This window comes from Paenibacillus kribbensis, from assembly GCF_001705305.1.
GTDB lineage: Bacteria > Bacillota > Bacilli > Paenibacillales > Paenibacillaceae > Paenibacillus > Paenibacillus kribbensis_B.
In genome coordinates, this window is sequence record NZ_MCBP01000014.1 from 72,673 (window position 1) to 98,201 (window position 25,529).

The 25,529-nt window shown below is 48.1% G+C and carries 24 protein-coding genes and 2 pseudogenes; 7 read left to right on the forward strand and 19 right to left on the reverse strand.

Annotated elements, in window-relative coordinates; genetic code table 11:
• Positions 1-244: 244 nt before the first annotated feature.
• On the reverse strand, positions 245-1,915 hold the full coding sequence (locus BAZ21_RS21670) for a ribonuclease J (protein ID WP_068505002.1): 1,671 nt from the start codon (positions 1,913-1,915) through the stop codon (positions 245-247).
• Between the two features lie 239 nt (positions 1,916-2,154).
• On the reverse strand, positions 2,155-2,589 hold the full coding sequence (locus tag BAZ21_RS21675) for a hypothetical protein (protein ID WP_068505003.1): 435 nt from the start codon (positions 2,587-2,589) through the stop codon (positions 2,155-2,157).
• A 286-nt stretch (positions 2,590-2,875) separates the two neighbouring features.
• Here BAZ21_RS21675 and BAZ21_RS21680 point away from each other — a divergent pair, with 286 nt between their 5' ends.
• On the forward strand, positions 2,876-3,340 hold the full coding sequence (locus BAZ21_RS21680; protein WP_010348429.1) for a MarR family winged helix-turn-helix transcriptional regulator: 465 nt from the start codon (positions 2,876-2,878) through the stop codon (positions 3,338-3,340).
• A gap of 180 nt (positions 3,341-3,520) precedes the next feature.
• Here BAZ21_RS21680 and BAZ21_RS21685 read toward each other — a convergent pair whose 3' ends face one another.
• The 9 genes from BAZ21_RS21685 to BAZ21_RS21725 all read right to left on the reverse strand — a co-directional run bounded on the left by BAZ21_RS21685 (position 3,521) and on the right by BAZ21_RS21725 (position 13,283).
• Complete coding sequence (locus tag BAZ21_RS21685) at positions 3,521-5,371, reverse strand: ABC transporter ATP-binding protein (RefSeq protein ID WP_068505004.1); 1,851 nt, start codon at positions 5,369-5,371, stop codon at positions 3,521-3,523.
• On the reverse strand, positions 5,364-7,127 hold the full coding sequence (locus tag BAZ21_RS21690; RefSeq protein WP_068505005.1) for an ABC transporter ATP-binding protein: 1,764 nt from the start codon (positions 7,125-7,127) through the stop codon (positions 5,364-5,366). Before BAZ21_RS21690 ends, BAZ21_RS21685 begins: the two co-directional genes overlap by 8 nt.
• Positions 7,128-7,208: 81 nt before the next feature.
• Complete coding sequence (locus BAZ21_RS21695) at positions 7,209-7,616, reverse strand: MarR family winged helix-turn-helix transcriptional regulator (protein WP_068505006.1); 408 nt, start codon at positions 7,614-7,616, stop codon at positions 7,209-7,211.
• Positions 7,617-7,788: 172 nt separating this feature from the next.
• Positions 7,789-7,980 (reverse strand): hypothetical protein, encoded by a 192-nt coding sequence (locus tag BAZ21_RS21700; RefSeq protein WP_068505007.1) that lies wholly within the window; start codon positions 7,978-7,980, stop codon positions 7,789-7,791.
• Complete coding sequence (locus BAZ21_RS21705; RefSeq protein WP_068505084.1) at positions 7,973-9,487, reverse strand: MDR family MFS transporter; 1,515 nt, start codon at positions 9,485-9,487, stop codon at positions 7,973-7,975. Before BAZ21_RS21705 ends, BAZ21_RS21700 begins: the two co-directional genes overlap by 8 nt.
• 168 nt (positions 9,488-9,655) lie before the next feature.
• A complete protein-coding gene (locus BAZ21_RS30135) occupies positions 9,656-11,206 on the reverse strand; it encodes an ABC transporter ATP-binding protein (RefSeq protein WP_068505008.1) in 1,551 nt (516 codons plus the stop codon).
• Entirely contained in the window at positions 11,199-11,786 is a 588-nt protein-coding gene (locus tag BAZ21_RS21715) for an ECF transporter S component (RefSeq protein WP_068505085.1), read from the reverse strand. Before BAZ21_RS21715 ends, BAZ21_RS30135 begins: the two co-directional genes overlap by 8 nt.
• Before the next feature lie 158 nt (positions 11,787-11,944).
• Positions 11,945-12,703, reverse strand: coding sequence for an energy-coupling factor transporter transmembrane component T family protein (locus BAZ21_RS21720; protein ID WP_068505009.1), 759 nt, complete (start codon positions 12,701-12,703; stop codon positions 11,945-11,947).
• Positions 12,687-13,283, reverse strand: coding sequence for a GNAT family N-acetyltransferase (locus BAZ21_RS21725; RefSeq protein WP_068505010.1), 597 nt, complete (start codon positions 13,281-13,283; stop codon positions 12,687-12,689). The genes BAZ21_RS21720 and BAZ21_RS21725 overlap by 17 nt, the downstream gene beginning before the upstream one ends.
• Before the next feature lie 319 nt (positions 13,284-13,602).
• Here BAZ21_RS21725 and BAZ21_RS21730 point away from each other — a divergent pair, with 319 nt between their 5' ends.
• Both BAZ21_RS21730 and BAZ21_RS21735 read left to right on the forward strand, forming a co-directional pair.
• Entirely contained in the window at positions 13,603-14,082 is a 480-nt protein-coding gene (locus BAZ21_RS21730; RefSeq protein WP_007428736.1) for a GAF domain-containing protein, read from the forward strand.
• Between the two features lie 90 nt (positions 14,083-14,172).
• Positions 14,173-14,646: a hypothetical protein gene (locus BAZ21_RS21735; RefSeq protein WP_068505011.1), complete on the forward strand. Its 474-nt coding sequence runs from the start codon at positions 14,173-14,175 to the stop codon at positions 14,644-14,646.
• A 158-nt stretch (positions 14,647-14,804) separates the two neighbouring features.
• On the opposite strand, the gene BAZ21_RS21740 is transcribed toward BAZ21_RS21735, so the two are convergent.
• On the reverse strand, positions 14,805-15,707 hold the full coding sequence (locus BAZ21_RS21740; protein WP_068505012.1) for a transcriptional regulator: 903 nt from the start codon (positions 15,705-15,707) through the stop codon (positions 14,805-14,807).
• 162 nt (positions 15,708-15,869) lie between these two features.
• On the opposite strand from BAZ21_RS21740, the gene BAZ21_RS21745 reads away from it, so the two are divergent.
• Together BAZ21_RS21745 and BAZ21_RS28150 are read left to right on the forward strand one after the other, a co-directional pair.
• Positions 15,870-16,334 (forward strand): AbrB/MazE/SpoVT family DNA-binding domain-containing protein, encoded by a 465-nt coding sequence (locus BAZ21_RS21745; protein WP_068505013.1) that lies wholly within the window; start codon positions 15,870-15,872, stop codon positions 16,332-16,334.
• A 254-nt stretch (positions 16,335-16,588) separates the two neighbouring features.
• Positions 16,589-17,459 (forward strand): annotated as a pseudogene (locus BAZ21_RS28150) (aldehyde dehydrogenase family protein).
• Positions 17,460-17,537: 78 nt separating this feature from the next.
• Here BAZ21_RS28150 and BAZ21_RS21760 read toward each other — a convergent pair.
• From BAZ21_RS21760 to BAZ21_RS21780, 6 genes and pseudogenes are all read right to left on the reverse strand, one after another.
• Positions 17,538-18,103, reverse strand: a pseudogene (locus tag BAZ21_RS21760) (NAD(P)H-dependent oxidoreductase).
• Between the two features lie 405 nt (positions 18,104-18,508).
• Positions 18,509-19,738 carry an MFS transporter gene (locus BAZ21_RS21765; protein ID WP_068505016.1) on the reverse strand — a complete coding sequence of 410 codons (1,230 nt, stop codon included), beginning with the start codon at positions 19,736-19,738 and terminating at the stop codon, positions 18,509-18,511.
• 40 nt (positions 19,739-19,778) lie between these two features.
• Complete coding sequence (locus BAZ21_RS21770; RefSeq protein WP_068505017.1) at positions 19,779-20,234, reverse strand: MerR family transcriptional regulator; 456 nt, start codon at positions 20,232-20,234, stop codon at positions 19,779-19,781.
• Between the two features lie 357 nt (positions 20,235-20,591).
• Positions 20,592-20,693 carry a YjcZ family sporulation protein gene (locus tag BAZ21_RS29410; protein WP_218061433.1) on the reverse strand — a complete coding sequence of 34 codons (102 nt, stop codon included), beginning with the start codon at positions 20,691-20,693 and terminating at the stop codon, positions 20,592-20,594.
• A 112-nt stretch (positions 20,694-20,805) separates the two neighbouring features.
• Positions 20,806-21,390 carry a TetR/AcrR family transcriptional regulator gene (locus BAZ21_RS21775; RefSeq protein ID WP_068505018.1) on the reverse strand — a complete coding sequence of 195 codons (585 nt, stop codon included), beginning with the start codon at positions 21,388-21,390 and terminating at the stop codon, positions 20,806-20,808.
• Between the two features lie 195 nt (positions 21,391-21,585).
• Entirely contained in the window at positions 21,586-22,197 is a 612-nt protein-coding gene (locus BAZ21_RS21780; RefSeq protein WP_068505019.1) for a pyridoxamine 5'-phosphate oxidase family protein, read from the reverse strand.
• Between the two features lie 114 nt (positions 22,198-22,311).
• On the opposite strand from BAZ21_RS21780, the gene pdxR reads away from it, so the two are divergent.
• Positions 22,312-23,850, forward strand: coding sequence for a MocR-like pyridoxine biosynthesis transcription factor PdxR (pdxR, locus tag BAZ21_RS21785; RefSeq protein ID WP_068505020.1), 1,539 nt, complete (start codon positions 22,312-22,314; stop codon positions 23,848-23,850).
• 209 nt (positions 23,851-24,059) lie between these two features.
• Complete coding sequence (locus tag BAZ21_RS21790) at positions 24,060-24,551, forward strand: hypothetical protein (protein ID WP_068505021.1); 492 nt, start codon at positions 24,060-24,062, stop codon at positions 24,549-24,551.
• 114 nt (positions 24,552-24,665) lie between these two features.
• Here the strand turns inward: BAZ21_RS21790 and BAZ21_RS21795 are convergent, their stop codons facing one another.
• A complete protein-coding gene (locus tag BAZ21_RS21795) occupies positions 24,666-25,304 on the reverse strand; it encodes a pentapeptide repeat-containing protein (RefSeq protein WP_068505022.1) in 639 nt (212 codons plus the stop codon).
• Positions 25,305-25,529 lie beyond the last annotated feature (225 nt).

A 25,529-nucleotide genomic window follows, 5' to 3' on the forward strand; every position in this document is an offset into this window, starting at 1 on the left:
GCTTTCCTTTGGAAAGCTTTCAGGCGAACGCTTCGCTTCTCCAGATTCAAATCCTCCGCTACGCTACAAACCGCCATTACAACCGCTTTTTTAGGAAAAGCAAGAAGAAAAAAAGACTTAAATCAGTCACATTGCTGATTTAAGTCTTTTTTGATTATAGCGTGATGAACAGAATCCCATGCTGTTTTGACGTTTGCCGACACCATGATTGGGTCGGCTTAAACTTGAAGACGCCTGTCCTTTCCTAAACCTCAATAATGATAGGTAAAATCATGGGTCTTCTCTTGGTCTGACTGTAAATAAACCCACCTACATCATCCTTTAGCATTTGCTTAATCAGACCCCACTGACTCATTTCGGTTTCTGTTAATTCGTTCACTGTCGACATGATCGTTTCATGGATTTGTTTCATGAGATCTTCGGAATCCCTAACATATACAAATCCCCTTGAAATGACCTCTGGCGTTGCGAGGATTTGCTTCTCGTTTTTGCTCAAGGTCATCACAATAATCAGCATTCCGTCTGAAGAAAGCTTTTTGCGATCCCGCAGTACAATATTGCCTACGTCACCTGTCACCAGCCCATCGACCAGACTATTTCCGGCTGGTACTTTGGGACCCAGAGATGCCCTTCCTTCTTCGACTTGAATGGTCTCACCATTACGAACGATGAATACATTCTCCATGGGAATGCCCACAGACTCTGCTAGCTGACGATGCCGATACAGCATTCTAAATTCACCATGTATAGGGATCAAATACTGTGGTTTCATCAAAGTCATCATTAATTTCAGCTCTTCCTGGCTACCATGACCGGATACATGCATCCCAGTGGAGCTGCCTGATCCATAAATAACCTGGGCACCCAGCACATACAGGTTGTCAATCACCTGGGAAAGATTTCGCTCATTCCCGGGTATGGCTCCCGCGGCAATGATGACAGTATCACCAGGCAAAACTTCGATTTTGGGATGCAAGGAATTGGCTAAACGGGACAATGCGGCCATAGGCTCGCCCTGGCTTCCTGTACATAAAACTGCGATTTCTTCTGCGGGGAACCGCTCTGTTTCTCCCGGCTCGATCAACAAGTCCTCCGGCATTTTCAAGAAGCCCAGCTCCTTCGCCACCGACACCACATTTATCATGCTGCGTCCGAGCAAAACCAGTTTGCGGCCTGTTTCCACAGCCGCATCAATGACTTGTTGGACACGATTCACATTGGAAGCGAACGTAGAGATAAATACCTGCTGCTTGGCTCTGGCGAATGCATCCAGAATATGCCCGCCAACCAAACGTTCTGAAGGGGTAAATCCCGGCCTTTCTGCATTTGTGCTTTCGGAGAGAAGCACTTTAACCCCCTTTTTTCCAATTTCGGCCATTCGATGAAGATCCGGAAAGGGTCCGCTTACGGGAGACATATCGAATTTGAAGTCGCCAGTATGGACCACATTTCCTTCCGGTGTCTGAAAAAAGACGCCCAGGCAATCCGGGATGCTGTGGACGGTGGTGAAAAAGGATGCCTGGATCGTGCCTATATCGATGGTTGAATTCGCATCTATAAGATGAAGCTCAGCATCACGTAAAAGACCGTGCTCTTTTAACTTAATCTTTAACAATTCTATGGTGAGCTTTGTTCCAAATACGGGAATATTGATTTGCTTCAGCAAATAAGGAATACCTCCAATGTGATCCTCATGCCCATGAGTCACGATGAGCGCTCTGACTTTGTCCTTATTTTCCAGAAAATAGGTGACATCCGGCACAATGAGGTCAATACCAGGCAAATTTTCGTCAGGAAACTTGGAGCCACAATCGATTACGACAATATCCTGATCGTATTGGATGAAGTACATGTTTTTCCCGATTTCATTCACACCGCCTAGAGCAGCAATGAGTAATCTGTTATCAGCAAGCATCAGTTTATTTCCTCCTTAGGAAAATGCTATCCATATTATTCATTTTCCACGTAAACTTATGCACTATACATGGGAAAGAAGTGAGCACCCCTCCAAGATAAAAGGACAGTTCTGGCCCATACACACAAAAAGAAACCCCTGTCTTTAAAAGACAAAGGCTCTCACTTGATTTATGAAATACCCACCGCAGCCAAAATAGCAGCAACCAGCCACAGGATCGGGAATAGTTTGATCAAAAGCTAAATATGGATGCTGCCTGAAAAACCATCCACTTCGTCCTCCGGTTGTTGATCTGAGCTGACGTTGTGCTCCTGTGCTGTGTTGGTGTACGTTTGAGAAGAACCGTTTTTATACGCTTCGCTCCAATCTTCATTGATAATGTGCGCCGGGATAATCCAATCCTCCGGGCTATAGCCCGGGTTTTGTACACCTGCATTTCCTTGCAAACTGGGGGATGCATCCGGTCTAGAGAAAAGAGTCCCTACCTCAATCATGCTTCCTTCATAGGCTTGGCAAATCTCCAGTGCAGACAGCACATCCTGGTTCTCAACATGAACACTGAGACCCGTGTCACCATTTGTGCTGGCAGCGTATCCGATTTCCTTTAATGTTTCACAGGCTTGTACGGCCTGCTGCGGATCACGAAATTGAAAACGGAAAGAACCCGTATCCATGTACCTCATCTCCTCTGAATAACTTATTTTGTTATTTGAGATTTATATCGTTAGGTTATTTTTTAATATAACCAACCGGAACGGGTTTCTTACATTCAAAACCTTTATTTTTCAAAAATTTACTTTAAAGCTTTGAAATTAAATAGTTAAAAACACAGCTACTGTGACAAATCGCATGTTTTCCCTACGTAAATCCCTTTATGCTAGTAACAAGGGTATGGTTGCCCGGTCATCCGAACCGAGCGGTCAAAGGATGCCCAAATCCATACATAAAGGCGGAATGAAGATGATAGATTACCGAACATTGGTGACACAGCAATCCATGCATTTGTATAGCGTGTTTGCCAAGTCATTCAAAAGTGTAAACGAGCATGCGGTTGCTGGCATCAAAACGGTGGGCTTCAACCCAACGGCCTTCGCCGTGATGGAAGTTTTATATCACAAGGGAGCGCAGCCAATCCAGCAGATCGGAGCCAAGCTGCTACTGCAAAGTGGAAATGTCACTTATGTTATCGACAAGCTGGAAAACCGCGGCTATTTGCACCGTCACCCGTGCGACCAGGATCGTCGGATTATATATGCAGAATTGACGGATGAGGGACAACGCGTCATGGACGAAATTTATCCTGACTATACACGTCAGATTGAACGTGCCTTTAGCGGTATCAGCGAAACTGAAAGAGATCAGCTTATCGGTTTGCTTAAAAAATTGGGGCGCAGCGCCGATAACCTGTCACCCTATCACAAGTAGTTTTGCCAGATCGACTCATTAACTAACAGTAAGTGGCATTTTTCACAAAGGTCCGCCCCACATGTAAAGTGGGGCGGACCTTTTTATCTTTGGCGATGAGCAGTAGCCTCGGACACCAAAGTGATATAGATCTTCCAGAGTGGCTACTATCCTATTTTTTTCAAATAGGGACTGTTATTTTTAGGATGCATGTTCAAACTGACTGTTGTATAGATCGGCATAGAAGCCGCCTTTAGCCAGCAATTCCTCATGGTTGCCCGTTTCGATAATGTTGCCGTCCTTCATGACCAGAATCAGATCGGCGTTCTTGATCGTCGAGAGGCGGTGGGCAATCACAAAGGAGGTTTTCCCTACAGTAAGCCGGTCCATCGCTTGTTGAATCAGCAATTCCGTACGTGTATCGACCGAGCTTGTGGCCTCGTCCAGAATGAGCATGGGTGCATCTTCAATCATGGCTCTTGCAATGGTAATCAATTGCTTTTGACCGGCAGAGAGATTGGCTTTGTCGTCCAGGACCGTATCATAGCCCTGCGGCAGGGTTTTAATGAAGCTGTGCAGCCCCACCGCTCTACATGCGGCTTCTACTTGTTCATCGGTAACATGCTCTTTGGAAAAGATGATATTCTCACGGATCGTTCCTTCAAACAGCCAGGTATCCTGCAGCACCATACAGAATAATTCATGAATATTCTCACGTGTTAATTGACTGATCGGGGTTCCGTCAATATAGATTTCCCCGCCGTTCAGCTCATAGAACCGCATGAGCAAATTCACGAGCGTCGTTTTACCGGAGCCTGTCGGACCCACAATGGCAATTTTCTGACCGGCTCCAGCTTTCATGGAGAAGTCTTTGATAATCATACGGTCTTCGTTATAACCGAAACGGACATGTTTGAATTCGACATCCCCTTTGGCGTTGTCCAGCTTCTTGGTCTTGTCGCTCTCATCCGCCAATTCTTCTTCACCCAGAAATTCGAATACACGTTCACTGGCGGCAGCTGCCGATTGCAGATTGGTTGCTGCCTGTGCCAACTGTGCCAAGGGCTGTGTAAACAGACGAATATACACCATAAAGGCCACAATAGTTCCGATCGTTATAGCATGTTGGTTCACCAGCAAAGCGCCCACGACACAGACCGCGACATAACCGAAATTCCCGATGAACATCATAACCGGCATCATCAGGCCAGACATAAACTGGGACTTCCATGCATTTGTATATAAGCGGCCGTTAATGCCATGGAATACTTCCTTGGCTGCTTTTTCTCCGTTATATACCTTGACTACGTTATGACCAGCATAGGTTTCTTCGATATGACCGTTGATCTGGCCAAGCTCCGCTTGCTGTGCTACAAAATATTTCTGTGAATGCTTCATAATTACGGTCATCAGTGAAAAACCGATCAGCGTAGCTACAATCCCGGTAATGGTCATGATCCAGTTCGTATACAGCATCATAATCAATGCGCCCACGAAGGTTGCCAGCGCGCTGACAAGCGTGCCGAGACTGTTGTTTAACGTTTGTCCGATAGTATCGACATCGTTGGTCACACGGCTGAGCACATTACCATAGCTCGTAGCATCAAAATACTTCAAAGGCATATAATTGATTTTTCGGGACAGCTCTGTCCGCATTTTCTTTGTAAGACGCTGTGACACGGTTGCCGTAATGAAACCTTGGAAATAACTAAAGATAAGACCCAGACCATACAAAAGCACCAATACAAGAACAATCTTCTGGACAGCACTCACATCAACCCCTGTTACGATTCCTTCCTGGATGAGGTTGGCAATATCGCTGAGCTTACCCGGACCAATCACGTTGAAGGCGGAACCGGCCAGGGCCAGCACCATAGAGAGTATAATCATGGGCACATAGGCTTTGCTGTAGGAAAAAAGCTGGCTGATCGTCTTTTTAAAATCATTCGCTTTTTCACCAGCACCCATGCCCCCCGCAGGACCTCCACCCATGGGACCTTGCTGTTTCATTTTCATATCCTTGCTGCCGACGGTGTGTTCATTCTTATCCATGTACGAGTTCCTCCTTCGAAAGCTGCGAATAAGCGATTTCCTGATAGGTGCTGCAGTTCGCCATCAGCTCTTCATGTGTGCCGTTCCCTACAACCTCACCCTGGTCCAGTACGATAATCCGGTCAGCGTCCTTAATCGTGCCTATGCGCTGAGCAACAATGAGTGTCGTCGCATGGCCGGTTTCTTTTTTGAGAGCAGAGCGCAGAATCCGGTCTGTTCTGTAGTCCAGTGCCGAGAAGGAATCATCGAAGATATAAATCTCCGGCTGACGGTAGATGGCACGCGCAATGGACAGACGCTGCTTTTGACCGCCGGACACGTTCGCTCCACCTTGTGAAATCCGTCCCTGGTACTGACCGTCCATTTTTTCGACAAACTCCGTGCTTTGGGCAATCCCTACGGCTGCTTTGACGAGTTTCTCCGAAGCTCCTGCTCTTCCGTTATCGCCATACGAAACGTTGGATGCCACCGTACCGCTGAAAAGCACGGCTCTCTGAGGGACATACCCGATTTTGTTATGGAGTGCCTGCTGCTTATAGTTTCTGACATTCACACCATCCACGAGCACCTCTCCCTCGGTCACATCGTAGAAACGGGAAATCAGATTGATCACGCTGGTTTTGCCACTGCCTGTTGCGCCAATAAAGGCAACCGTCTCGCCCCGTTTTGCCGTAAAGCTAATGTTGCGAAGCACGGGCTCCTCCGCATCCGGATATTTGAAGCTGACATTACGGAATTCAACTTGACCCATAACGCCCTTTTCTCCAGCCGTCTCATGCCCGTTAACGATGCTGGATTCGGTATTCAATACCTCCATGATCCGTTTCGCAGAAATCGAAGCTCGAGGCATCAGGAAGAAGATCATACTTACCATCATAAAGGCCATGACCACCTGCACCGCATAAGAGGAGAATACGACCATATTAGAGAACAACGTAATGCGGTCCGGCACGGCTGCTCCATTAATCAGGTAAGCGCCAATCCAATAGATAGAGACACTCAGACCCGACATAATAAAGGTCATACCCGGGCCAACCATTGCCATTAACCGGTTCGCAAACAGGTTGGTATTCGTCAATTCGACGTTGGCCTGCTCGAACTTCTCCTCCTGATACTGATCTGCATTATAAGCGCGCACCACCCGAAGTCCGGTCAGATGTTCACGTGTTACCCTGTTCAGATTATCGGTGAGACGCTGGATTCTCTGGAAACTGGGGAGAGCGAAAATAATAATGACACTCAGCATCAGGATCAGGACAGCCACAGCCCCCCCTGTAGAGGCGGTCCACTGCCAGTTTTTATCCGCAATCTTCACAATGGCCCACACGGCCAGAATCGGTGCCTTGATGATCACCTGCAGCCCCATCGCAACCACCGTCTGAATTTGAGTAACATCGTTCGTGGAGCGGGTGATGAGGCTTGCTGTCGAAAAGCTGTTCATCTCCTCCATCGAAAAAGATAAGGTCTTATCAAAGACCATCGCACGCAGACGCATGGCCAGCCCTGCCGCGACCTTTGCCGCGAAATAGCCAACAATAATAGATGCAATCATACTGCCGACGGCACACAACAGCATGTAACTGCCGGGAATCAGCAGTTCCGAAATAGGCGTTCCTGCTGTTTGCAGCTTGGTCGTAATTTCCGCCATATAATCAGGCAACTTCAGATCAAGCCCTACCTGTATAACAATGAAAGCCAGGCTGCAAAACACGAGCATCCATTCATTTTTCTTGAGATATTTGAAAATCTTCAGCATTCTGTTGTTCTCCTTTTACCTGAAAGTCATAGGTGTTTGGCGCAATTTAATGTATCCTGCATGCGACCTTTGCATAGGAATTCAGCTTTTAGAGACGATAAGCTTAATGAGCCGGATAAATTCTTTGGCATCCTGTTCGTCCAGCTTTCGAAGAATTTTCTCGCTCCATGCGATTCCTTCGTTATACCTGTCAATCATAAATTGCTTGCCTGAATCCGTAATAAATACAATCACCTTGCGTTTGTCGTTGACATCCGTACTTCGTACAACCAACCCTTTCTTTTCCAAACTTTTCAGCGCCGTTGCTACCCGTCCCGTACTGACGGACAAGTATTCGCTCAAATGGCCCGAAGTAACCCCGTCTTGATGACTCAAAGCGATGAGAATCCCCATTTCACCACGGGAGAAGTGTACTCGTTCCTCTAATACCGGTTTGCGCGATTTGACGATACACTCGAATAGTTCTGTTGCTGATGCTTTATAATCCATTGGCCACAACACCTTCTGGTTTTATCTTATACTGTAAGATAATAATGACATCCAGGTATAAAGTCAATTCGGGAAAATGTGGAATGGTGCATTGATAGACCAGAATTCATTAACTAACCTAGACGTTACTCAATATACATTGACGACTCATCAGGTAAGTGAGGGTTATTTTTCAAAAATAGGAAGTCATTTTCGAGGAAAACTTGGCACTGATATCAGGACTGAGTCCATGTGCGAGTTGAAAATCCCATGTGCTGGTCAGAATGAAGAAAGACGTTTCCGGGAAACCGGAAGCGTCTTTTTTAGCTTTGCTGGAGTTGGACAACAACATCATATTGTTCGTAGAGGATTCTCTCTTACGCATGTTCTCTCTGTGGTGACATTATGCGCCCATCCGCTCCTTCTTCTGTACCCGGTGGGCGGTTTCGCAGCCCAAGCACGACAAACCAGCTAATCACCGCAATGAAGACCATGATGATGAACAGGGAATGCAGACTGTTTTCCAGTACAGAACGGAGTATCCCCGCTGCCTGGTCACTCAGACTTTGTGAAGCATGAGGTGCAAGCAGACCATTAATATCCTCCTGTGTAATGCCTTGCTGTGTAAGCTGTCCATCCGCTGTCTGGGCAGCAATGCGATAATTCAGCCATGAACCGAAGGCTGCGACTCCTATCGTTTGCCCCAGCGTGCGCAGGAACGTATTCAAAGCGGTGGATGCACCGCGCAACTGGAACCCGACCGAAGACTGGGCAATAATCGTAAATACGGTCATTGAGAAGCCAAAGCCCAATCCGTACAATAATGTAGACAAAAAGAGCAGCCAGATTGGTGATGTTTGTCCCATCAAGGTCATGACGAAGGCTCCCAATACAATCAGGGTCAGTCCGATCAATGAGGTTCGACGCGAGCCCAGTGTCAGTAAAATGCGCCCTCCGATCATGGAGCCAAACAGCCAGCCGACCGACATCGGAGCAAGGGCCAGACCGGATGAAGCGGCATCCCCGCCGTGCACGCCTTGAATCCAGAGCGGAAGATAGCTGGTGAGTCCGATAAGCAGGGTGCTGACCAGCAGTGCTGCCGCACAGGAAAAGGCAATATCCCGTATACGGAATAGCTTCAGGGGCACCATCGGCTCCTGAGCGCGTTTTTCAATAACCAGGAACAGAATCAGGAACAAAATGGCTACGGCCGCCAAGGACAGCAATTCAGGCGAAGCCCAGCTGATATACTGCCCGCCCAGCGCCAATACGAGCAAAAGGGCCGTCATCCCGATGGTAAAGGTAATTGCTCCCGGCACGTCAACGCGTGCAACGCGCTTGCTCACCTGTTCCTGCAGGTAACGGGCGATAAAGAACATTGCCACCAGCCCAAAGGGAATATTAAAGCCGAAAATCCATTCCCAGCCAAAATAAGTAACCACATAACCGCCGAGGAGAGGCCCTATCAGGGAAGAAATCCCCCATACCGAGCTGATCATGCCCTGGACCTTGCCACGTTCCTCCATTTTGTATATATCTCCGATGATGGTAAAGGTAACGGGAATAACACCGCCCGCTCCAATTCCTTGAATAGCCCGGTACAAAATAAGCTGCTCCATACTGCCAGCCAGCATACACAGCAAAGATCCAAGCACAAACAACGAACAGCCGACCAGAAAAATCGGTTTGCGGCCAAATAAATCGCTAAGCTTCCCGAAAATAGGCGTGGTTACAGCCATTGTCAGCAAATAGGCCGTAAAAATCCAGCTAAGCAGATTCACACTGCCCAGTTCACTAACTATCGTCGGCCCCGCGGGGCCAATAACTGTTCCTTCAATCGCGGCCAGAAAGGTGGCTAGCAGAATACCTGTCAGCACAAGTCCACGCTTCATGGGTTTATCTTGTCCCAAGCAAATCACAAATCCTTTCCTTGTATGAACTGTGGTACCTGTGCGATTCGCCTGCACAGATCAATATTACCCACACTGCATAATGGTAAACAGGCGGCCTGTATAGGCCGCCTGTTGTATGCGATGTACATAATATTGTCTAACATACACTCAATTTTTGTCAACTGTAATCGTATGATAAATTTCATTATTTTCCATTTTAAGATGCCCCTCTTCCATGCGCAGAACATGGCTGGAAAAGCTTTGGGCTACCTGCATATCGTGGGTGATGATCAGAAAGGCTGCACCTTCGGCAGACTGTTCTGCACACATACGGAGCAAAATGTTCGCCCCTTCGTAATCTGTTCCGGCGGTGGGCTCATCCAAAATGTACAGTTTTTTCGGCAGGATAAACTGCGCCGCTACGCTCAAAAGCCTTTTTTCGCCTCCACTCAGCAGGTACGGGGAAGCATCCAGTCTGTGATCCAGCCTGGCGGCAGTCAGCAAGCGCTGGGCCCGTTCCTCATACGCGGCGGGAATCGGCTCTCCGGTCCGTAAACCGAGCTTGACGCGAACACTGTACAAGCATTCCTCCCACACCGTTGCTGCTGCAAACTGATGCTCCGGCTGCTGGAACACATAGCCGATCCCGGTAGCAAGCTGGTGAATGGGCAGCTTCGCCATATCCTGACCCTCCCACCACATGCACCCCATGGGGGCGGGCAGCAGACCCATGAGCAGCTTGCCAAGCGTGGTTTTGCCGGAGCCGTTCTCGCCCAGCAGAACGGCTCGTTCGCCGGGCGCAAGGGCAAGGCTCACGCCTGCCAGCGCTGCCCGCTGGCTGCCGGGATAGGTGAAGGTCAGCCCCTTCACCTCCAGCAACGGCTGCCCGGTGCGGCCAGCCGCCGAGCCGGGCTTCGCCCCCGGCTCACGGGGCACGTCTCCCCTCCCTGCGGGAGAGGGGAGCAGCCCCAAGGCGGCCAGCTGCGCACTATGTTCGCGCAGCAGCGTGTCCGGCGGACCTTGCAGCAGCACGGTCCCGCCCTTCAGGACGATGACGCGCTGCGCTGCCCGCGCGGCATCGTCCATACGGCCGGACGCGGTGACCACCGTCCGGCCTGCGGCATGGAGCCGCCGGCATAGCCCGACGAAGTCGCGTACAGCCGGCGGGTCCAGCTGCGCCGCTGCGTCGTCGAACACGACCAGCGGCGCTTCCAGCGCCAGCACCGCAGCAATGGCGGTGCGTTGGCGCTGGCCTCCCGAGAGGCGGCGCACGAAGGAGCCGCGCTCGGGAGCGAGGCCGACGGCCTCCAGCGCAGCAGTGAGACGCTGCGCAATTTCTGCCGGAGGCACGCGCAGGTTCTCCGGCCCGAAAGCAATCTCGTCTTCGACGATTCCCTGCACCAGTTGGGCATCCGGGTCCTGAAGCACGACGCCAACGGTGGAGGCGACAGCAGCCAGGTCGGCCGTGTCGGGGTCCATCCCGTACACGGTCAGCTCCCCAGTCCGTTCACCCTCGCCCGAACGGGACAATCCGCCATGAAGCAGCTGGCACAGCGTAGATTTTCCACTTCCGCTGGCTCCGACAATCGCTACATGCTCACCCACCATAATATCCAGCGTCAAGCCATGTAGCGCTGGCTCCGCCTGATCATCATAACGGTAGCCAAAATCCTTCAAGGACACGGCTATTTTATTTCCAGAATCATAATCGCTATGCACGCGAAGCGCGTCCCAGCTCAAACCGTTTTAACAGCCCCGTACGATTCAAGGCATCGCCCAACATTTTCGTGAGCAGACCACACAGGAGGATACCGCTGAGGATGCGCACGACCAGTGTGATCGTCAGCACCTTCCAGCCCCAATGCATATAGCCAAACATATTGGCTGCCACGATAAACCACAGTGGAACCATTGCTCCACCCGCCAGCATCAGCGAAGCCATATTCCAGCGTCGATAGCGCAACAAGGCAAATACCAGCTCAGCAACGATCATATAGCACACAGCCGCCGCGATTATAGAAGCGAATCCATAGGCAGAGCCTATGAAGGACTGTACCACTGCTCCAAATGAATAAGCAATAACCGCCGTACCCGGCTTGCGAATAATATAATAAGCCAGCAAACCGTATATCATGTACAGTCCGACAATAGTGGAAGTCGCGATAGGCCCCCCCAGACTGTTTAACGTTTTGTTAACCATTGACAAATAAACAGTCATGACGCCGTTCAACGTCGCCAGCATCGCCATCAGTACGATATCCAGCGTCGTAAACTTTGCGAAAATACGAGATTCCTTCATATGTATTTTCATAACTCCTCTCCATAATCCACATATTTAAGGTAACAGCCCCGGTTCCTGAACAAGCTGCTACTGTATAAATGTATTCACCCGCATTCATATTGTCAACCAAAATTTATTTCAAAAGTTGACAATATGGGCGAAAAAGAGGTTGTTGTTTATAAGCTCCACCATAAAACAGCCGTAGCTATTACAGCAATCACAGCACATATGTAGCCGAAGCGGTCATTGTTCAGTTCGCGAAGATAGGTGCGGTCCGCATAAGCCCCAAAACCTTTTCCCTCCATTGCCAGCGCAGTCTGCTGAACCCGTCTCACTGCATTCACCAACACTGCAGCCGCATATCCGCTCCAATAGGCTAATCGATTCCTCAGCCCTCGTGGTGGTTCCTGTCCACGTACCCGTCGTGCAGCCATAATGGTATGTCCTTCCTCTTCCAGCAAAGGCAAAAACGTCAGCGCCACCGAAATGCCGAACGCAAACCGATAAGGAACACGCAAACGCAGGTTCAAGGCCTGTACAAAATCTCTGGGGTCCGTTGTCGAGAGATAGATATAAGAAGTTAAAAACAGTACAAAAATCCGCAGCGTTAACGCCCCTGCGATATCCAGTCCTTCTGTTGTAATCACAATCGGTCCCCAGGATATCACTGTATGTCCTTCTCGAATCGCCAGAATCGACAGTATAAAATACGGAATACCCAAACCAATCAGGAACGACATAGCCCGAAGCTGGCGTACCAAGGTCAACCGTGCGCCTAGCCAGGCCACAGCGATCAGTACAGCCAATAGCGCCGCTTCATGCAAAGTCGAATCCCCTGCCATCGACAGCAGACTAAAGCACCCCACCCATATCAGCTTACTTAATGGCCCCAGCCTGTGCAACAGTGACGCCCCGCCGTTATACTGAAACAGCATTTCGTTTCGCCTCCAGTCTGAGCCACTCTTCATGCAGTAAAGAATACATGAGCATGTCCTTAAAGCCTGTAGATGTATGCTGCACCTGCCGCAACAGCCCTTCCTGTGTCCAGCCCATGGAGGACAGCAAGGCTTGCGAGCCTGTATTGCGCGGGTCCACCAATGCTTCCATCCGATTCAACCGTATCGTACCATACCCGAATGACAGCACCAACCACAGCGCCTCGGTCATGTAGCCCTGCCCCCAATAGGGCTTGGCCAGCTCATAGCCAATTTCAGCTTTATAAGCTCCCTCCGTCTGCCAATAATTAAAGCCGCAGCTTCCAATCAGCTTCCCGTTCTCCTTCAGTTCGATCCCCCAGCGCATTGCATCCTCCGTCTTCGCCAGTTCATTCAACAGCTCAATCATATCCTCTGCATCCTCACGTCCAGACATGCCGGAAAGGTTCAAATAACGGCGAACCTCCGGATCAGACCAGCACATGAACATCATAGCAGCATCCGTGGTTTCCATTCTTCGCAGGCGAAGACGCTGGCTTTCCAGCGGTGGTATATGCCCCTTACATGCATATGCGCACATGTTTAATCATCCTTCCAGCATCAAAATAACAACAAATATACGCTACATTTAAGCATACACCTCCAACAAATACAACCTTCTTGTTGAGAGGCTTTGTAGACAATTAGCCCTTCTGCTCCTAAAATCAATTCTTCACAATATCCTTGCACAATACGCACGGCGTCGACTGAATTTCCCGGATTCCCTCTTGACTGAATGGATACAATCGTTATATCTTAAATTAATTAACCAATGGTAAAAGTCGCTTGAATAATTACCTATTTTTAGTGGTATATACAACAGATCCTGTAAAAATCAATGTTAGGAGCGTGGACTCTACATGTTTCAAGCTATCCCTTACGAAGGCACTCGTCAGGAACAATTCGAATCCGTTCTCGGGCAACTCCGGGCACTTGTTCACGATGAATCCAATACCATTGCCAATCTAGCGAACGCTTCTGCGCTACTAGGTCATTTTCTGCCGGATGTTAACTGGAGCGGCTTCTATCTTTATGATGGCACCGAGCTTGTACTTGGTCCTTTCCAGGGCTTGCCTGCATGTATACGGATTCCACTGGGGCGCGGCGTATGCGGTACAGCCGCAGCAGAACGGAGAACGCTTGTCATTGACGATGTGCATGCATTTCCAGGACATATCGCCTGTGACGCTGCTTCCAATAGCGAAATCGTTATCCCTCTGATCAAGAACGAGAAACTGATTGGAGTGCTGGACGTTGACAGCCCGCTAAAAGGCCGCTTTGACCACGAAGATCGTGTATTCCTAGAGGAATTTACGTCTATTCTGGTGTCGAGCTTGTAGCCAAAATTGTGCATATATATTGTCTTCCTTCGCCACAATATATGAGGGTTCTAAAACCTAAAACTACCTGGCGAAGGAGATTAATGATCAATGTACAACACCATGGGTCCACAACAACAGCTTCATCAATGTGAACAAATTATGCAGCAATTGGTACAACAAACACAGCAAGGAACTGCCATGTATCAGCAGTTGCTGCAACAGGAGCAACAAAATGCGTCGAGTCTGGAAGACCTGGTGCAACGTGAACGTAATGCAGCTCAAATGATCCAAACCGCAATCCAGCACCACCAACAAGCTGTGCAGCAATGCCAGCAAGTTATTCAATTGTGTAATCAGTTGGAAAACACCATCCGTTCCAGCAGCCAAATGACTCAGCCCGGATTCGGCAATAACTACGCCTCCCGCAGTATGCAGCCATCCTCGTATGGTGCAGGCGGCCAAATGGGTCAAAGCTTTCCGCAACACATGGGTATGACTGGGCAGCATTATGCAGGCAGCGGTAATATGCAACAATACGGAAATAACAACCAGCAAGGCATGAGAGCGACACACAGCATGTAAAGCTGCTCTACGCACTAAAGGGATGAACAGCAGCCCATCGGATTGGCTTGCTGTACATCCCTTTTATACTTTTTCCCACAGCCCTTTCCAGTAGCTGCCGAATCCTCCTCATTCTTTTACTCTCTCTTAATGTCATCTTTAGCTATAAGTATATGTTTTCACTCCTGCCCACGCAATTTTTCAATAGAACTCCTAACATTCTCCTCCGGGTGATTCACTTCCCAATGATCAAGCAGCCGATTGACTTCTTCATCGTGAGGATTCAGCCAGTAATAAAATATTGCTGCCCGCAATTGGTGATGCTCTTCGACGGGCTCACCGTTGGGCCAGTGGTACTCTTGTTTGCCGTTCTTATCAATAGTCCCTATCGCTCCATCCAGTAGCGGAGAACGGCCATCCAGCCCATCGCCACGGGCAATTGCTTTAAGAAAATCGGAATGCTTCATGGCGGCATCCGGCGAACAGCGGTACAAATTCTCGAAGATGACAAAGGCATCAATCGGATCGTATTCCAGATTCTCAAGAAAATGTCTTTCCAGCAGCGAGGCAACCTTCTTATTCCCCGTCAATCCGGAGAGAAAATAGAATGTCGGCATCTGTGCCTCATAACGGAAATCGTCAACATGACTGATAATATCGTCCACGATCTGGTTGGTATCAAGCCCTTCACGGGCTAATCGGGTTAGTATCCGCACCGCCTTGTACTGCGTCCAATCATACACACCAAACGCCACCTCATACAACATGGGAATCGCTTTTTCCTTGTAATAGTAGATGATCTCAAAAATCGTATCCTGCTGAATATGCAGCCAGTCGCCTAAGCCTTCGTACATCCCCTTCAAGCTCTCCGGTTTTTGCAGCTCACTCCCGAAAAAATACCTTGGGAATAGAGGCAGCGCCCCCTCTCCCAGCACAGCAGCCGACTTTTCCGCCTCGGCGGTGAATTGCTCCGGCTGATTTATGAATCCGGCGACCCTTATAATGGCTGCGGGAACAGCCATATCCAAATCGATTGCGACGGCAGCATTTTTGTTTTTCTGCCAAAATTTAAATATTCTCATATGTAGTTAGCCCCTTATCCTTTATGAATTTATATCGGCAAAGTGCTATAATCCTTCAATAACTATAAATTTACTTAATATATGCGATTGCTCCTCTAAGCCTATTCTTTTTTATCCTCTCCATTTAGTATTATAAGGATATAAAAAAAAGGAGGTTATCATTTGAAAAGTACAGGTATGACACGTCCCCTAGATGCGTTAGGCCGTATCGTCATCCCCAAAGAAATGCGAATATCCATGGATTACAATGTGGGTGATCCTGTTGAGATTTTTGCAGATGAGGAAACCGGTATTCTCGCACTTCGAAAATATACCGGGGTGACGTGCAAAATGTGTGGTTCAACAGAGCAGCTGACTTATTTTAGGGACAGCTTTATTTGCGGGGAATGTATTGAAAGCTTAAAGAGCGGTACGAATTTGGGTCCTATGATAAGGCCAGCCAAATCAGGTTTTCCCACCAGAGATCGCTCTAACAGGGAGCCCAAGCGTCTGCGCCGATCGACACAACAGATGCTCGAAAGCCTGAAGGAATTAATGCACAAGCACCCCAATGCAGCACAGCACGAATATGCCAAAATACTTGAGGTTTCCCAAGCCCGTATATCCCAGCTCAAAAAAATGCTATAACTACAGCTTGCTACCCTACATAGTCTACATCAGAGATTCATCATGTACAGCTACTTTTGAACCGTGATACGCATCACCATAGCTAACCGACAAAACCATGGACGTCCATGGCGAGCATTTCACACTGGGCATAAAGAACCACCGGAGCTTTTTCAGGCGAGATCCTGTATCCGGTGGTTCTTTGTATCCTGAGGTAACCTTCCGTTGGAGCGGGCTTGTCTATAATAAAAGAAGGATCGGAGGATATTTAATTTATGGAGCATGTTACACCAGAGCAGGTCAGTCACATCTTACAGCAGCATCGTCAATTTTTTCACAGTGGTCATACCCGCAATGTTAAGTTTCGGTTGGAGCAGCTGCGCAAGCTGGCAGATGCCATCCGGCGTTATGAACGATTAATTATGAACGCCTTGCATCAGGATTTGCGCAAAAATGAATTTGAGGCCTATACAACACATGACAAAGCATCTCAAGCGGTGGATGAAGCCCAAAAAGGTGAAGCCCCCCCTTTACCATCCCTTCGCCAAAAGCTATACGTACAAGGAGCCTTATGGAACGGTTCTGATTGTCGGCCCCTTTAACTATCCCTTTCAATTGTTAATCGAGCCGCTCATTGGAGCCAAGCGTATTATTTGGGGAAAGCTGATGAATACAGGACAAACTTGTATTGCCCCTGACTATGTTCTTGTTCATACAGAGGTCGAGCCTACCCTCATGGAAACGCAATCGTGGTCTGACGCTGCCATGCAGGATGAAATATTCGGGCCGATCCTGCCGATTCTGGAATTTGGAGCATTAGATGAGGCCATTCAAACGGTGATTGATCGTCCAAAGCCGCTCGCGCTGTATTTATTTACAGAAAATAAACAGGTTGAGCATGAAGTGCTTACCCGCTTGTCCTTTGGTGGTGGCTGTGTGAACGATACGGTTTCTCATATTGCCAATCCTCATATGCCTTTTGGAGGCGTTGGGTCGGCTGGTATTGGCGGTTACCACGGGGAGTATAGCTTTGATCTCTTTTCCCACACCAAAAGCATTATGAAAAAAAGCACTAAACTGAACAATACATTGCTGTTTCCACCTTACGGCGATAAGCTCAAATGGGTTCGGAAAGTACTGCGTTAACCCCTGACTCTATACAAAAAAGATTAGCAGTATAAACCACTCTTGGAGTCTGGTCTACACTGCTAATCTATATTTTTATTACGCTTTGCTGGCCATGTCTGCAATTTGGCGAAGCCACGCCTTGCGTGTATCCTCATCCGATTGGGGTACTGATTCGAAGAATATTGATACATGACATCAAGTCCACAATATTCAAATATTCCTTTGTCTGAGGTCAAGCGAAGTGCTTGATCCATCCCAATACTGGCATATTCCGCATGTGATTTCCCTTGCGTGTTGAGAATAATCGCCTTTTTCCCCTTGAGCAGCCCCATTTGCACCCCGTTTATATATTTGTATGCAAATCCGTAAGAGAATACGCGGTCAATGTAGCCCTTCATGATGGCTGGCATCCCCGTCCACCAAATCGGATAAATAAAGGTGATGACCTCTGCCCATTGCAAATATTCCTGCTCCCGTACAATGTCTTCACCGATTTCCCCAATGATCTCACTGCTGCTGACCACAGCTTGAAAGTCAATCGCATAGAGATCACGAACGACCACATCATGTCCTTTTTGCTTTAGTCCCTCAACCGCTGTGGTCAAAATCGCATGATTAAGGCTTCCTTGGGATGGATGTGCATAAATAATAAGATGTTTCATGGTTTTCCCCTCCATTTTGGCAATAGCATACTAATTAGTGATTGATCAATTACATTATAATAAAAAAAATGGATTGCACTACGTTGTAGATTTATCGTTCTTTGAATATTCAGATAGATCCTGTTAGTGATTGATCAATCACTAATTGATTGGCCTCAGTATATTCTATTCTTTTTCACACTTTGCAAGTGCTTTGTTCAACTTTATATCAAAGCGATACAACCATATAGATTCCCATCAAAATGAAAAGCCTGTCTGGCTCCAGGATATGACGTCCCTCCTCCTCAATCCGCTCATCCACGTCTATCCCAACCGGGGGCTCATTCATGGATAAAGCCGGATTGACGTGTAATACGGTCAGATGCGATTCCCCCTGAAGCTGTTTGGATAACGTTTTGTTCAGTCTTAATGCGCATCGACCTGAATATTCTGCATATGTCGACGGCGTACGATCAGCACTGCTACGCCAATCAGTACCATCAATGCACCAAAATAAAACGGAGTTTCTGCTGTGTACCACTCTGACAGCTTCCCGGCAAGCCACGGCGAGATCGCACCGCCCAAAAAGCGCATAAAGCTGTATGCCGCAGATGCTGTCGAGCGCTCTACCGGAGCGGCCTGCATAACAGCGGTTGTAATCAATGTATTGTTGATCCCCAGAAAAATACCCGCCGCAATCACCGCGACAATGACCGTTGCTGGGGAACCTGCCACCGTCCCGACCGCCATAATGCCTAAATCAATGGCAAACAGCGTCAGCATGACACTAATGGAAGATACCACACTAAAGCGCGCTTGAATCTTTGGTGCTACAAACACCGAGGTGAAGGCCAGCATAATCCCCCAGCCAAAAAACACATAACCCAAACCATGCTCATCCAGATGCATGACATATGGAGAATAAGCCATCAACGTAAAAAATCCGAAATTATATAACAACGCCACAATACCAAGCGTGAACAAGGCCGGATAACTAAGCGCTTTGAACGGATCGGCAAGCGACCCGCGCTTTTTAGGCTTCGGAATCGAAGGCAGCATAAACGTAATGAACAAAAATCCCACAACCATCAGTGCAGCAACACCAAAAAACGGACCGCGCCAGGAAATGGAGCCTAACTCACCGCCGAGCAACGGGCCAACAGAAATCCCAAGCCCCAGTGCGGCCTCATATAAAATAATGGCTTTGGCTGTTCCCGAGGTGGACAGACCCACAATCGCAGACAGTGCTGTTGCAATAAACAGGGCGTTCCCCAGCCCCCAGCCTGCCCGGTAGCCCACAATTCCGCCAACCGTATTGGCGGTTCCGCCCAATCCGGCGAATACAATAATAAACAATATCCCGGTCAGCAGCGTCCATTTGACACCCAGTCGACTGGACACGACGCCCGTAATCAGCATCGCAACACCGGTCACGAGATTATAGCTGGTGAACAGCAGCGACACCTGGCTTTTAGTGGCATGAAGCTGATCGGCAATGGCCGGAAGAATCGGATCAACCAAGCCCAAACCCATAAAAGAAATAACACAGGCAAAAGCGACCGCCCAGACGGCTTTGGGCTGAGACAGCAAGCCTGACTGTTTTTTTAACTCATCAGGGACTTTTAACTCATCAGGTAAACGATGTTGAAAACTCATAAATGATGTGACCTCCAAATCTGATTGTACATATTCCTCGTTATGACGGGTCGCTGCCAAGCTCCTCATCAAGCAGAGCCTTCCGTTCACGAACCCTGACCCGCAGCTCCTCCAGCTCAGTCTGGAGCATGCGGATGCTGTTGATTTTCCCCTCCATCATCTCCAATTGTTCGTTCAGGGTGACCTCCATATCCACCAGCATGTCCCGGCGCTCAGCAGGCTGCAAATGGTCCGTACGCTCGCGATATTCCTCCCGTTGACCCTTGAGCATCTCCGCTGCGGACATGTAGCGCTGCAGCTCTAGCAAAGAGAACCCGAGCACTTCCTTGGCGCTCACTATTTTTTTAAGTAAATCCACATCCTCCTGCGTATACATTCTCATATTACCTTCGCTGCGCTGCGGGGAGGGCAACAAACCGATTTCCTCATAATAACGAATGGTTCGCTTCGTCAGACCACTTTGCTTGGCGACTTCATCAATTTTATACGTAACCATGACACCCACCTTATGAAAAAGTTTATATATAAATATTACGCCCATCTAACGTTAACGTCAACGTCAACATTTGAAAACAAAAAAACCGCCTCTGCTCAAGGCGGTTCTGTTCCGGCTTATATGGCTTTACATGGTCATAGACCCGAGGCATCGGCGCTCAAGCCCATGAATGTTGCACTAGATGAAGAAAGTACGAGTGATGATTACCAGCAAAATGAAGAGAACCAGAATAACACCAGTGGAAGTCCACATGCCGTAGCCGCCACCGCCATAACCTCTTTCTGCTTCACCCATCTCAAATTCCTCCTCCCTGTTGATTACAGCAAATCGCCCGAAATTAGCTTCTTGAGCTACGAATCAGATGACAAATGCTTTGGTGATAATAACAAGCAGAATAAAAAGTACCAGAATCGCTCCTGTAGATGTAAAATGTCCATAACCAGCGCCCATTCCAGACATGGTGATTCCTCCCTTCATGGTTTACAAGGCATCTTATGCGTGTGCCGTCATCCATGATAGGGACAAATGCCGCACCTATTGCCTAAATATAGATACTTATACTGTAGCCCCGCTATCCTTCGGATGCCAGCATACCGTGATACAGCAGGTCTCGTGCCTGTTTGGCAAGTACAGATGGACTCTCGCGTCCAGGCAGCAATTGGGTTAACGTCAACCGTTCAACCAAGCCGATGACGCATTCCGCTGTCAATTCAGGGTCCAGCTCCTCACGGCAAGAACCCCAGCGCTGTGCCGCCTGCAGATGCTTTTTGATATGCTCAGCCATCTCCGCTTTAATTCGCACCGAGTCAGCCGCCTGAAAAAAAACAACCCGGGTCATCGCAGGATTATTGGACAGCATACGAAAAATAGCTTCCAGAAATACCTGTCCCCGTTTCAAAATTTCAGCTTTACTCTGGTCCGGCTCCACCTTCATGCTTTGCGTCGTTTCGTTCACCAAAGCACGGAAGCTCTCGACAAGCTCCTCATAAATCTGTTCCTTGCTTTCAAAATGAATATAAAAATCCGGCTGCGTTAATCCTGCACGTGCCGCAATTGAACTTACCTTTGTCTGATAAAAACCCGTCTGAGCGAACTCTTCAGCCCCCGCTTCCAGTAACAACCGTCGACTTTCCCGACTTCTGACCCCCGCTCTCATCACGGTCTTACCCCCTTACTCCATAAATCTATCGTATTATAAGGTTCCTTTGCAGTAAGAACAACGGGCTTGAGAATGATATATACCTGTCCTTCAAAAGTCCTAACACAGAAGGACTGAAAGCTTTGGAATCAAGGACATCTCCCTTTAAGGTATAATTAACCCATTAGACGATGAGCGAGAGCGGGAATGTAGTTAGTGATAAGGACAATATTTGCGCATCATTTCAATCGTTGCCAGATCATCATCCAGCCCCCGTTTTTGCAAGCCATCCACAATCTGCTGACGCTGCTGACCTTTGACATTCTGGCCGAATTTGAACTTGGCGGTCCATTCATCCGGTACGATTTTGATCAGAGCGACCCCTTTCAGACGTGAAGCATACCGAGGATCACTGGCATCAATCGTGTCATAGCCGCCTTCCGGTTGCAGCTTACTCATAAAAATGGAAAATGCCGCTGCCTTTTCTTCCAGATCAACTACAAGTTCAGCATGACCACGCACGGTAACGCTTTTAAAAAAGGAAGTCGCCGGGCATGCCATATGCTCGTCTGTAAAATAAGACGGAATCAGCGCATACTCCTTGGCGGCGGAAAATGTGACCCGGTTGTCCTCCTTCATCCGTTCCATCTTTTCTCCGACACGGCTGCCATGAATATAAAAAACACCATTCCCGTAAGCAAAATTCAAGGGAACCACACGCGGAAAACCATCCTCGCTGTTCAGACCTAAAAATCCGAAGCTGACCTCACTCAGAAATTGCTCTATTTCCTCTTCTTCTGCCACTGTAAATTCTTTTCTTCTCATGGTTACTCTCCTTCCTTCTATTGACCAACAATATATTTTAGATTATGTTGAAAATGGATTAATCAAAAGAGCCAATTTGAACGAAAATAAGTAGTCCAATTAAAGGAGCTGGGTATGGATATTACAATTGCTTACCAGCGTGCTATTCAAAAATATCATCATAAATATTTGGCATTGTATCATGCTCTCCGGGACGGGATTCTTAACGGCTCCCTTGCTAGCGGTACGCGCCTGCCCTCCAGTCGTGATCTGGCTGTGATGTATGGAATTTCGCGTGGCAGTGTTGCCGAAGCATACGATATGCTGTTGGCAGAAGGGTATGTAGAATCGGCGGTAGGCAGAGGAACCTTTGTTATCGAGCAGGCAGCGATGCTGCCGGACCCATTTCCAATCGGCCAGCAGAACCAGAATCCACCTGTTGCAAAGCAAAAAGCCCCCGCTCTGTCAGCCTGGGGACAACGAATCATGCAGCTGGAAAGGGAACGGGAGTTATTGTCATCCCCTGCTTTTGCTGCAGACCGAGACGATACGCAGCAGTCCTTGATTTCTTTTCAGGCAGGAGAAGTTGTATTGGAGGGCAGCTCACAGCTCGCATGGAAAAGTGTCATGGCTGCCGCTGGCAAAGACCTGCAAAAGCCTTCGTCTGACTCGGCGACTGCGCCGGTGAATGGCGATGAATGGCTGCGTGAAGCGATTTGCCATCATGTTGGCAGAACACGCGGGATAACGGCCCACCCGGACCAAGTCGTTTTATGCAGTGGCTCCATGGAAGTGATTACCCTGTTATGCCAGCTGCTTATGGATGAACAGGATCGCATTATATTGGAAAATCCCTGTTATTCCGGTATCCATCGTGCTGTTACAGCCTCGGGCGGGCAGATTCAGGTAGCCGAGCTGGATCAGCAAGGAATAATCCCACAGGATTGGGATTCCAAGCTATTGTTTGTTACGCCGGGACGACAGTTCCCGACCGGTGCTGTTTTGCCACTGGCACGGCGTCAACAGATTTTACAATGGGCGATATCCCGATGTGCTTGGATCATCGAAGACGATTATGACAGTGAATTCCGCTGGGCCGGACGCCCCATTGAACCATTAAAAGCATTGGATCGCGCAGATTGCGTAATTTATGTCGGTTCCTTTTCCAAAAGCATGTTCAGCAGTCTTCGACTCGGGTTTGCGATCCTGCCTGTTGCACTGGCTCAAGCGCTGACAGCTGCCAAGCGGCTATATGATCCCCTGCCGCCTGCCCGCTTGGAGCAACGTGCGCTGGCACGTTTTATGATGCGCGGCGACTATGCCCGCCATTTGCGGCGGATGACCCGAATATACAGATCACGCTACGACGTGTTCCAGCGCGAAATGCAGCAGCTGAATGAACTGTTTCACTGGCAGCAGAGCGATTGCGGGCTGCATGCCTATGCCATCTGGAAGCATGAGCGTGCTCCATACCATCATTTGATGCGGACAGCGTATGGTTATGGAGTCACATGGCGGGATGCCGCCGATTACCAGCTGACCCCAGGTCCCCCAGCTGCCTGCTTTATCTTTGCCCATTTAACGGAGCAGCAGATTATTGAAGGCGCTAAGCGTCTGCGCCAGGCTTGGGACAGTATTAAGCATCAATATCATGCAGTACAGCAGAGGCTTTAAAAGGGGCTTAATCGACCTTCGCGCCATAAGGCGCTCGCCAATCTCCTATCAATGCCCCTGCTGGGATATACGATGAAACGAAGGCGTCAATCCGATGATGCCTTCGTTTTTTTACATAATGTGAAAAATAGTGTAAATTATTATAGAAGCACTGCAATTTTTTTTAACGTCGTATTCGTTAGATAAAGAGAAAGGATGTGTTAATATCCATGAATAAGCCTGCTAAAATAATATCTATTCTTATACTTTCTGCGAGTGTTATGGCTGGTTGTGGAAATCAGGGAACAACAGATTCATCTCCCAAAGAAAAAGTACCAGCAACTCCAGAAGCAGTAGAAGCCAGTCAAGTAAGCGTCCTGCACAGCCTGGACGAGATCAAGTGGAATGAAGTGAAAGACCCTCTGATTGAAGATGGCATGATAACAAAACTCAAAGCGGCCATAGCCGCCTTCGTGTCAAAGGATTTGGATCAATTCCATGCTGCGCTCGCTTCAGACATTGGAACAGGTCACGATTATCTCCTGGATCAGCCTGTGAAATTCACTGGTATTGAAAAAGCCGTAAAAGAAAATGGTCGGATATTAATACCTGTTGTTGGCGAACGGCTTACTAAAGAAGAAGGATATTCACCCGATATACGGTATACCTTCTATTTTGATAAAGATAAAGATGGAGCGTGGCAAATTGTTTCAATTGACTGAGTCAATTTGCATTACATACCTAAAAGAGACGTTCTGCTTCAATCAGAACGTCTTCTTTTCTTTCTCTACGTTTGACAAACTGGTGGGATTCCTTATATACTTCCACTCGTTCCTCTATTTAATGACCAGTCCCAGCAGCCCCACAAAAGACGAAGCTTGATGCGGCGAGATCATGCAGCCGTTCAGGTCTTCTATATCCACCTGTAGTCCATCGAATTCACAATCGCTCAAATCAATCCCTTTGAGCTTGGACCCCGACAGTATCGCCTGATCCAGATTGCAGCGGGTAAAAAAGGTTTTCTGCAGCGTCAGATGATAAAGGTCGGCGCTTATCAGTGAACAGTCCTCAAAACCAACCTGCTTGAAATTGGAAAACCGATACATCGAATAATCGCCTAAGCAATCCAGAAAACGAACGTTTTGGAGCCTGCTTCTGGAGAAGTCAGTGCCAAGCAATTTGCAATTTCTAAACTCCACCCTGTGAATAAAGGAACCGGACAAATCAACATTAGACAGATCGCATTTATCAAAGATGACATCTGTCCATTCACTTTCCAGCAATGACGATTCCATGATGGTTACATTTTTAAAGATCATCTTATCAAATGAAACCTTAACCGCGTCCATATGATCCAACATTATATCCTCCACGGCTCCCGTGCTAAGTTCGTCTTTGGAGCGTATGGAGTACATTGCTTCGTTTAATACGGGTAAATCGGCAGGAATTTTCGGCAACTCCAATTTAATGTTCATAACATAATCCCCCATCTCTTGAGCACCAATGCCAGCATACGCCAAACCGAACTTCAAAACCGTTTCTTGTATGTATAGGCATGATTACTCATAGCGTATATTTCCGATAAAAACCTCTTTGGTAGTTACATAATATCTTCCGCCGACTAACTGGAACTGTTCGCAAGCTTTTGAATATTCATCTTTTACCTCCGGGACGCCTGTCCTTCTCATTTTACCAGAAGC

Bases quoted from the DNA above. Each gene is read 5' to 3' on its own strand.
- BAZ21_RS21670 (WP_068505002.1), bottom strand. From the start codon at position 1,915: ATGCTTGCTGATAACAGATTACTCATTGCTGCTCTAGGCGGTGTGAAT.
- BAZ21_RS21675 (WP_068505003.1), bottom strand. From the start codon at position 2,589: ATGGATACGGGTTCTTTCCGTTTTCAATTTCGTGATCCGCAGCAGGCC.
- BAZ21_RS21680 (WP_010348429.1), top strand. From the start codon at position 2,876: ATGATAGATTACCGAACATTGGTGACACAGCAATCCATGCATTTGTAT.
- BAZ21_RS21685 (WP_068505004.1), bottom strand. From the start codon at position 5,371: ATGGATAAGAATGAACACACCGTCGGCAGCAAGGATATGAAAATGAAA.
- BAZ21_RS21690 (WP_068505005.1), bottom strand. From the start codon at position 7,127: ATGCTGAAGATTTTCAAATATCTCAAGAAAAATGAATGGATGCTCGTG.
- BAZ21_RS21695 (WP_068505006.1), bottom strand. From the start codon at position 7,616: ATGGATTATAAAGCATCAGCAACAGAACTATTCGAGTGTATCGTCAAA.
- BAZ21_RS21700 (WP_068505007.1), bottom strand. From the start codon at position 7,980: ATGCGTAAGAGAGAATCCTCTACGAACAATATGATGTTGTTGTCCAAC.
- BAZ21_RS21705 (WP_068505084.1), bottom strand. From the start codon at position 9,487: ATGAAGCGTGGACTTGTGCTGACAGGTATTCTGCTAGCCACCTTTCTG.
- BAZ21_RS21715 (WP_068505085.1), bottom strand. From the start codon at position 11,786: ATGAAGGAATCTCGTATTTTCGCAAAGTTTACGACGCTGGATATCGTA.
- BAZ21_RS21720 (WP_068505009.1), bottom strand. From the start codon at position 12,703: ATGCTGTTTCAGTATAACGGCGGGGCGTCACTGTTGCACAGGCTGGGG.
- BAZ21_RS21725 (WP_068505010.1), bottom strand. From the start codon at position 13,283: ATGTGCGCATATGCATGTAAGGGGCATATACCACCGCTGGAAAGCCAG.
- BAZ21_RS21730 (WP_007428736.1), top strand. From the start codon at position 13,603: ATGTTTCAAGCTATCCCTTACGAAGGCACTCGTCAGGAACAATTCGAA.
- BAZ21_RS21735 (WP_068505011.1), top strand. From the start codon at position 14,173: ATGTACAACACCATGGGTCCACAACAACAGCTTCATCAATGTGAACAA.
- BAZ21_RS21740 (WP_068505012.1), bottom strand. From the start codon at position 15,707: ATGAGAATATTTAAATTTTGGCAGAAAAACAAAAATGCTGCCGTCGCA.
- BAZ21_RS21765 (WP_068505016.1), bottom strand. From the start codon at position 19,738: ATGAGTTTTCAACATCGTTTACCTGATGAGTTAAAAGTCCCTGATGAG.
- BAZ21_RS21770 (WP_068505017.1), bottom strand. From the start codon at position 20,234: ATGGTTACGTATAAAATTGATGAAGTCGCCAAGCAAAGTGGTCTGACG.
- BAZ21_RS29410 (WP_218061433.1), bottom strand. From the start codon at position 20,693: ATGTCTGGAATGGGCGCTGGTTATGGACATTTTACATCTACAGGAGCG.
- BAZ21_RS21775 (WP_068505018.1), bottom strand. From the start codon at position 21,390: ATGAGAGCGGGGGTCAGAAGTCGGGAAAGTCGACGGTTGTTACTGGAA.
- BAZ21_RS21780 (WP_068505019.1), bottom strand. From the start codon at position 22,197: ATGAGAAGAAAAGAATTTACAGTGGCAGAAGAAGAGGAAATAGAGCAA.
- pdxR (WP_068505020.1), top strand. From the start codon at position 22,312: ATGGATATTACAATTGCTTACCAGCGTGCTATTCAAAAATATCATCAT.
- BAZ21_RS21790 (WP_068505021.1), top strand. From the start codon at position 24,060: ATGAATAAGCCTGCTAAAATAATATCTATTCTTATACTTTCTGCGAGT.
- BAZ21_RS21795 (WP_068505022.1), bottom strand. From the start codon at position 25,304: ATGAACATTAAATTGGAGTTGCCGAAAATTCCTGCCGATTTACCCGTA.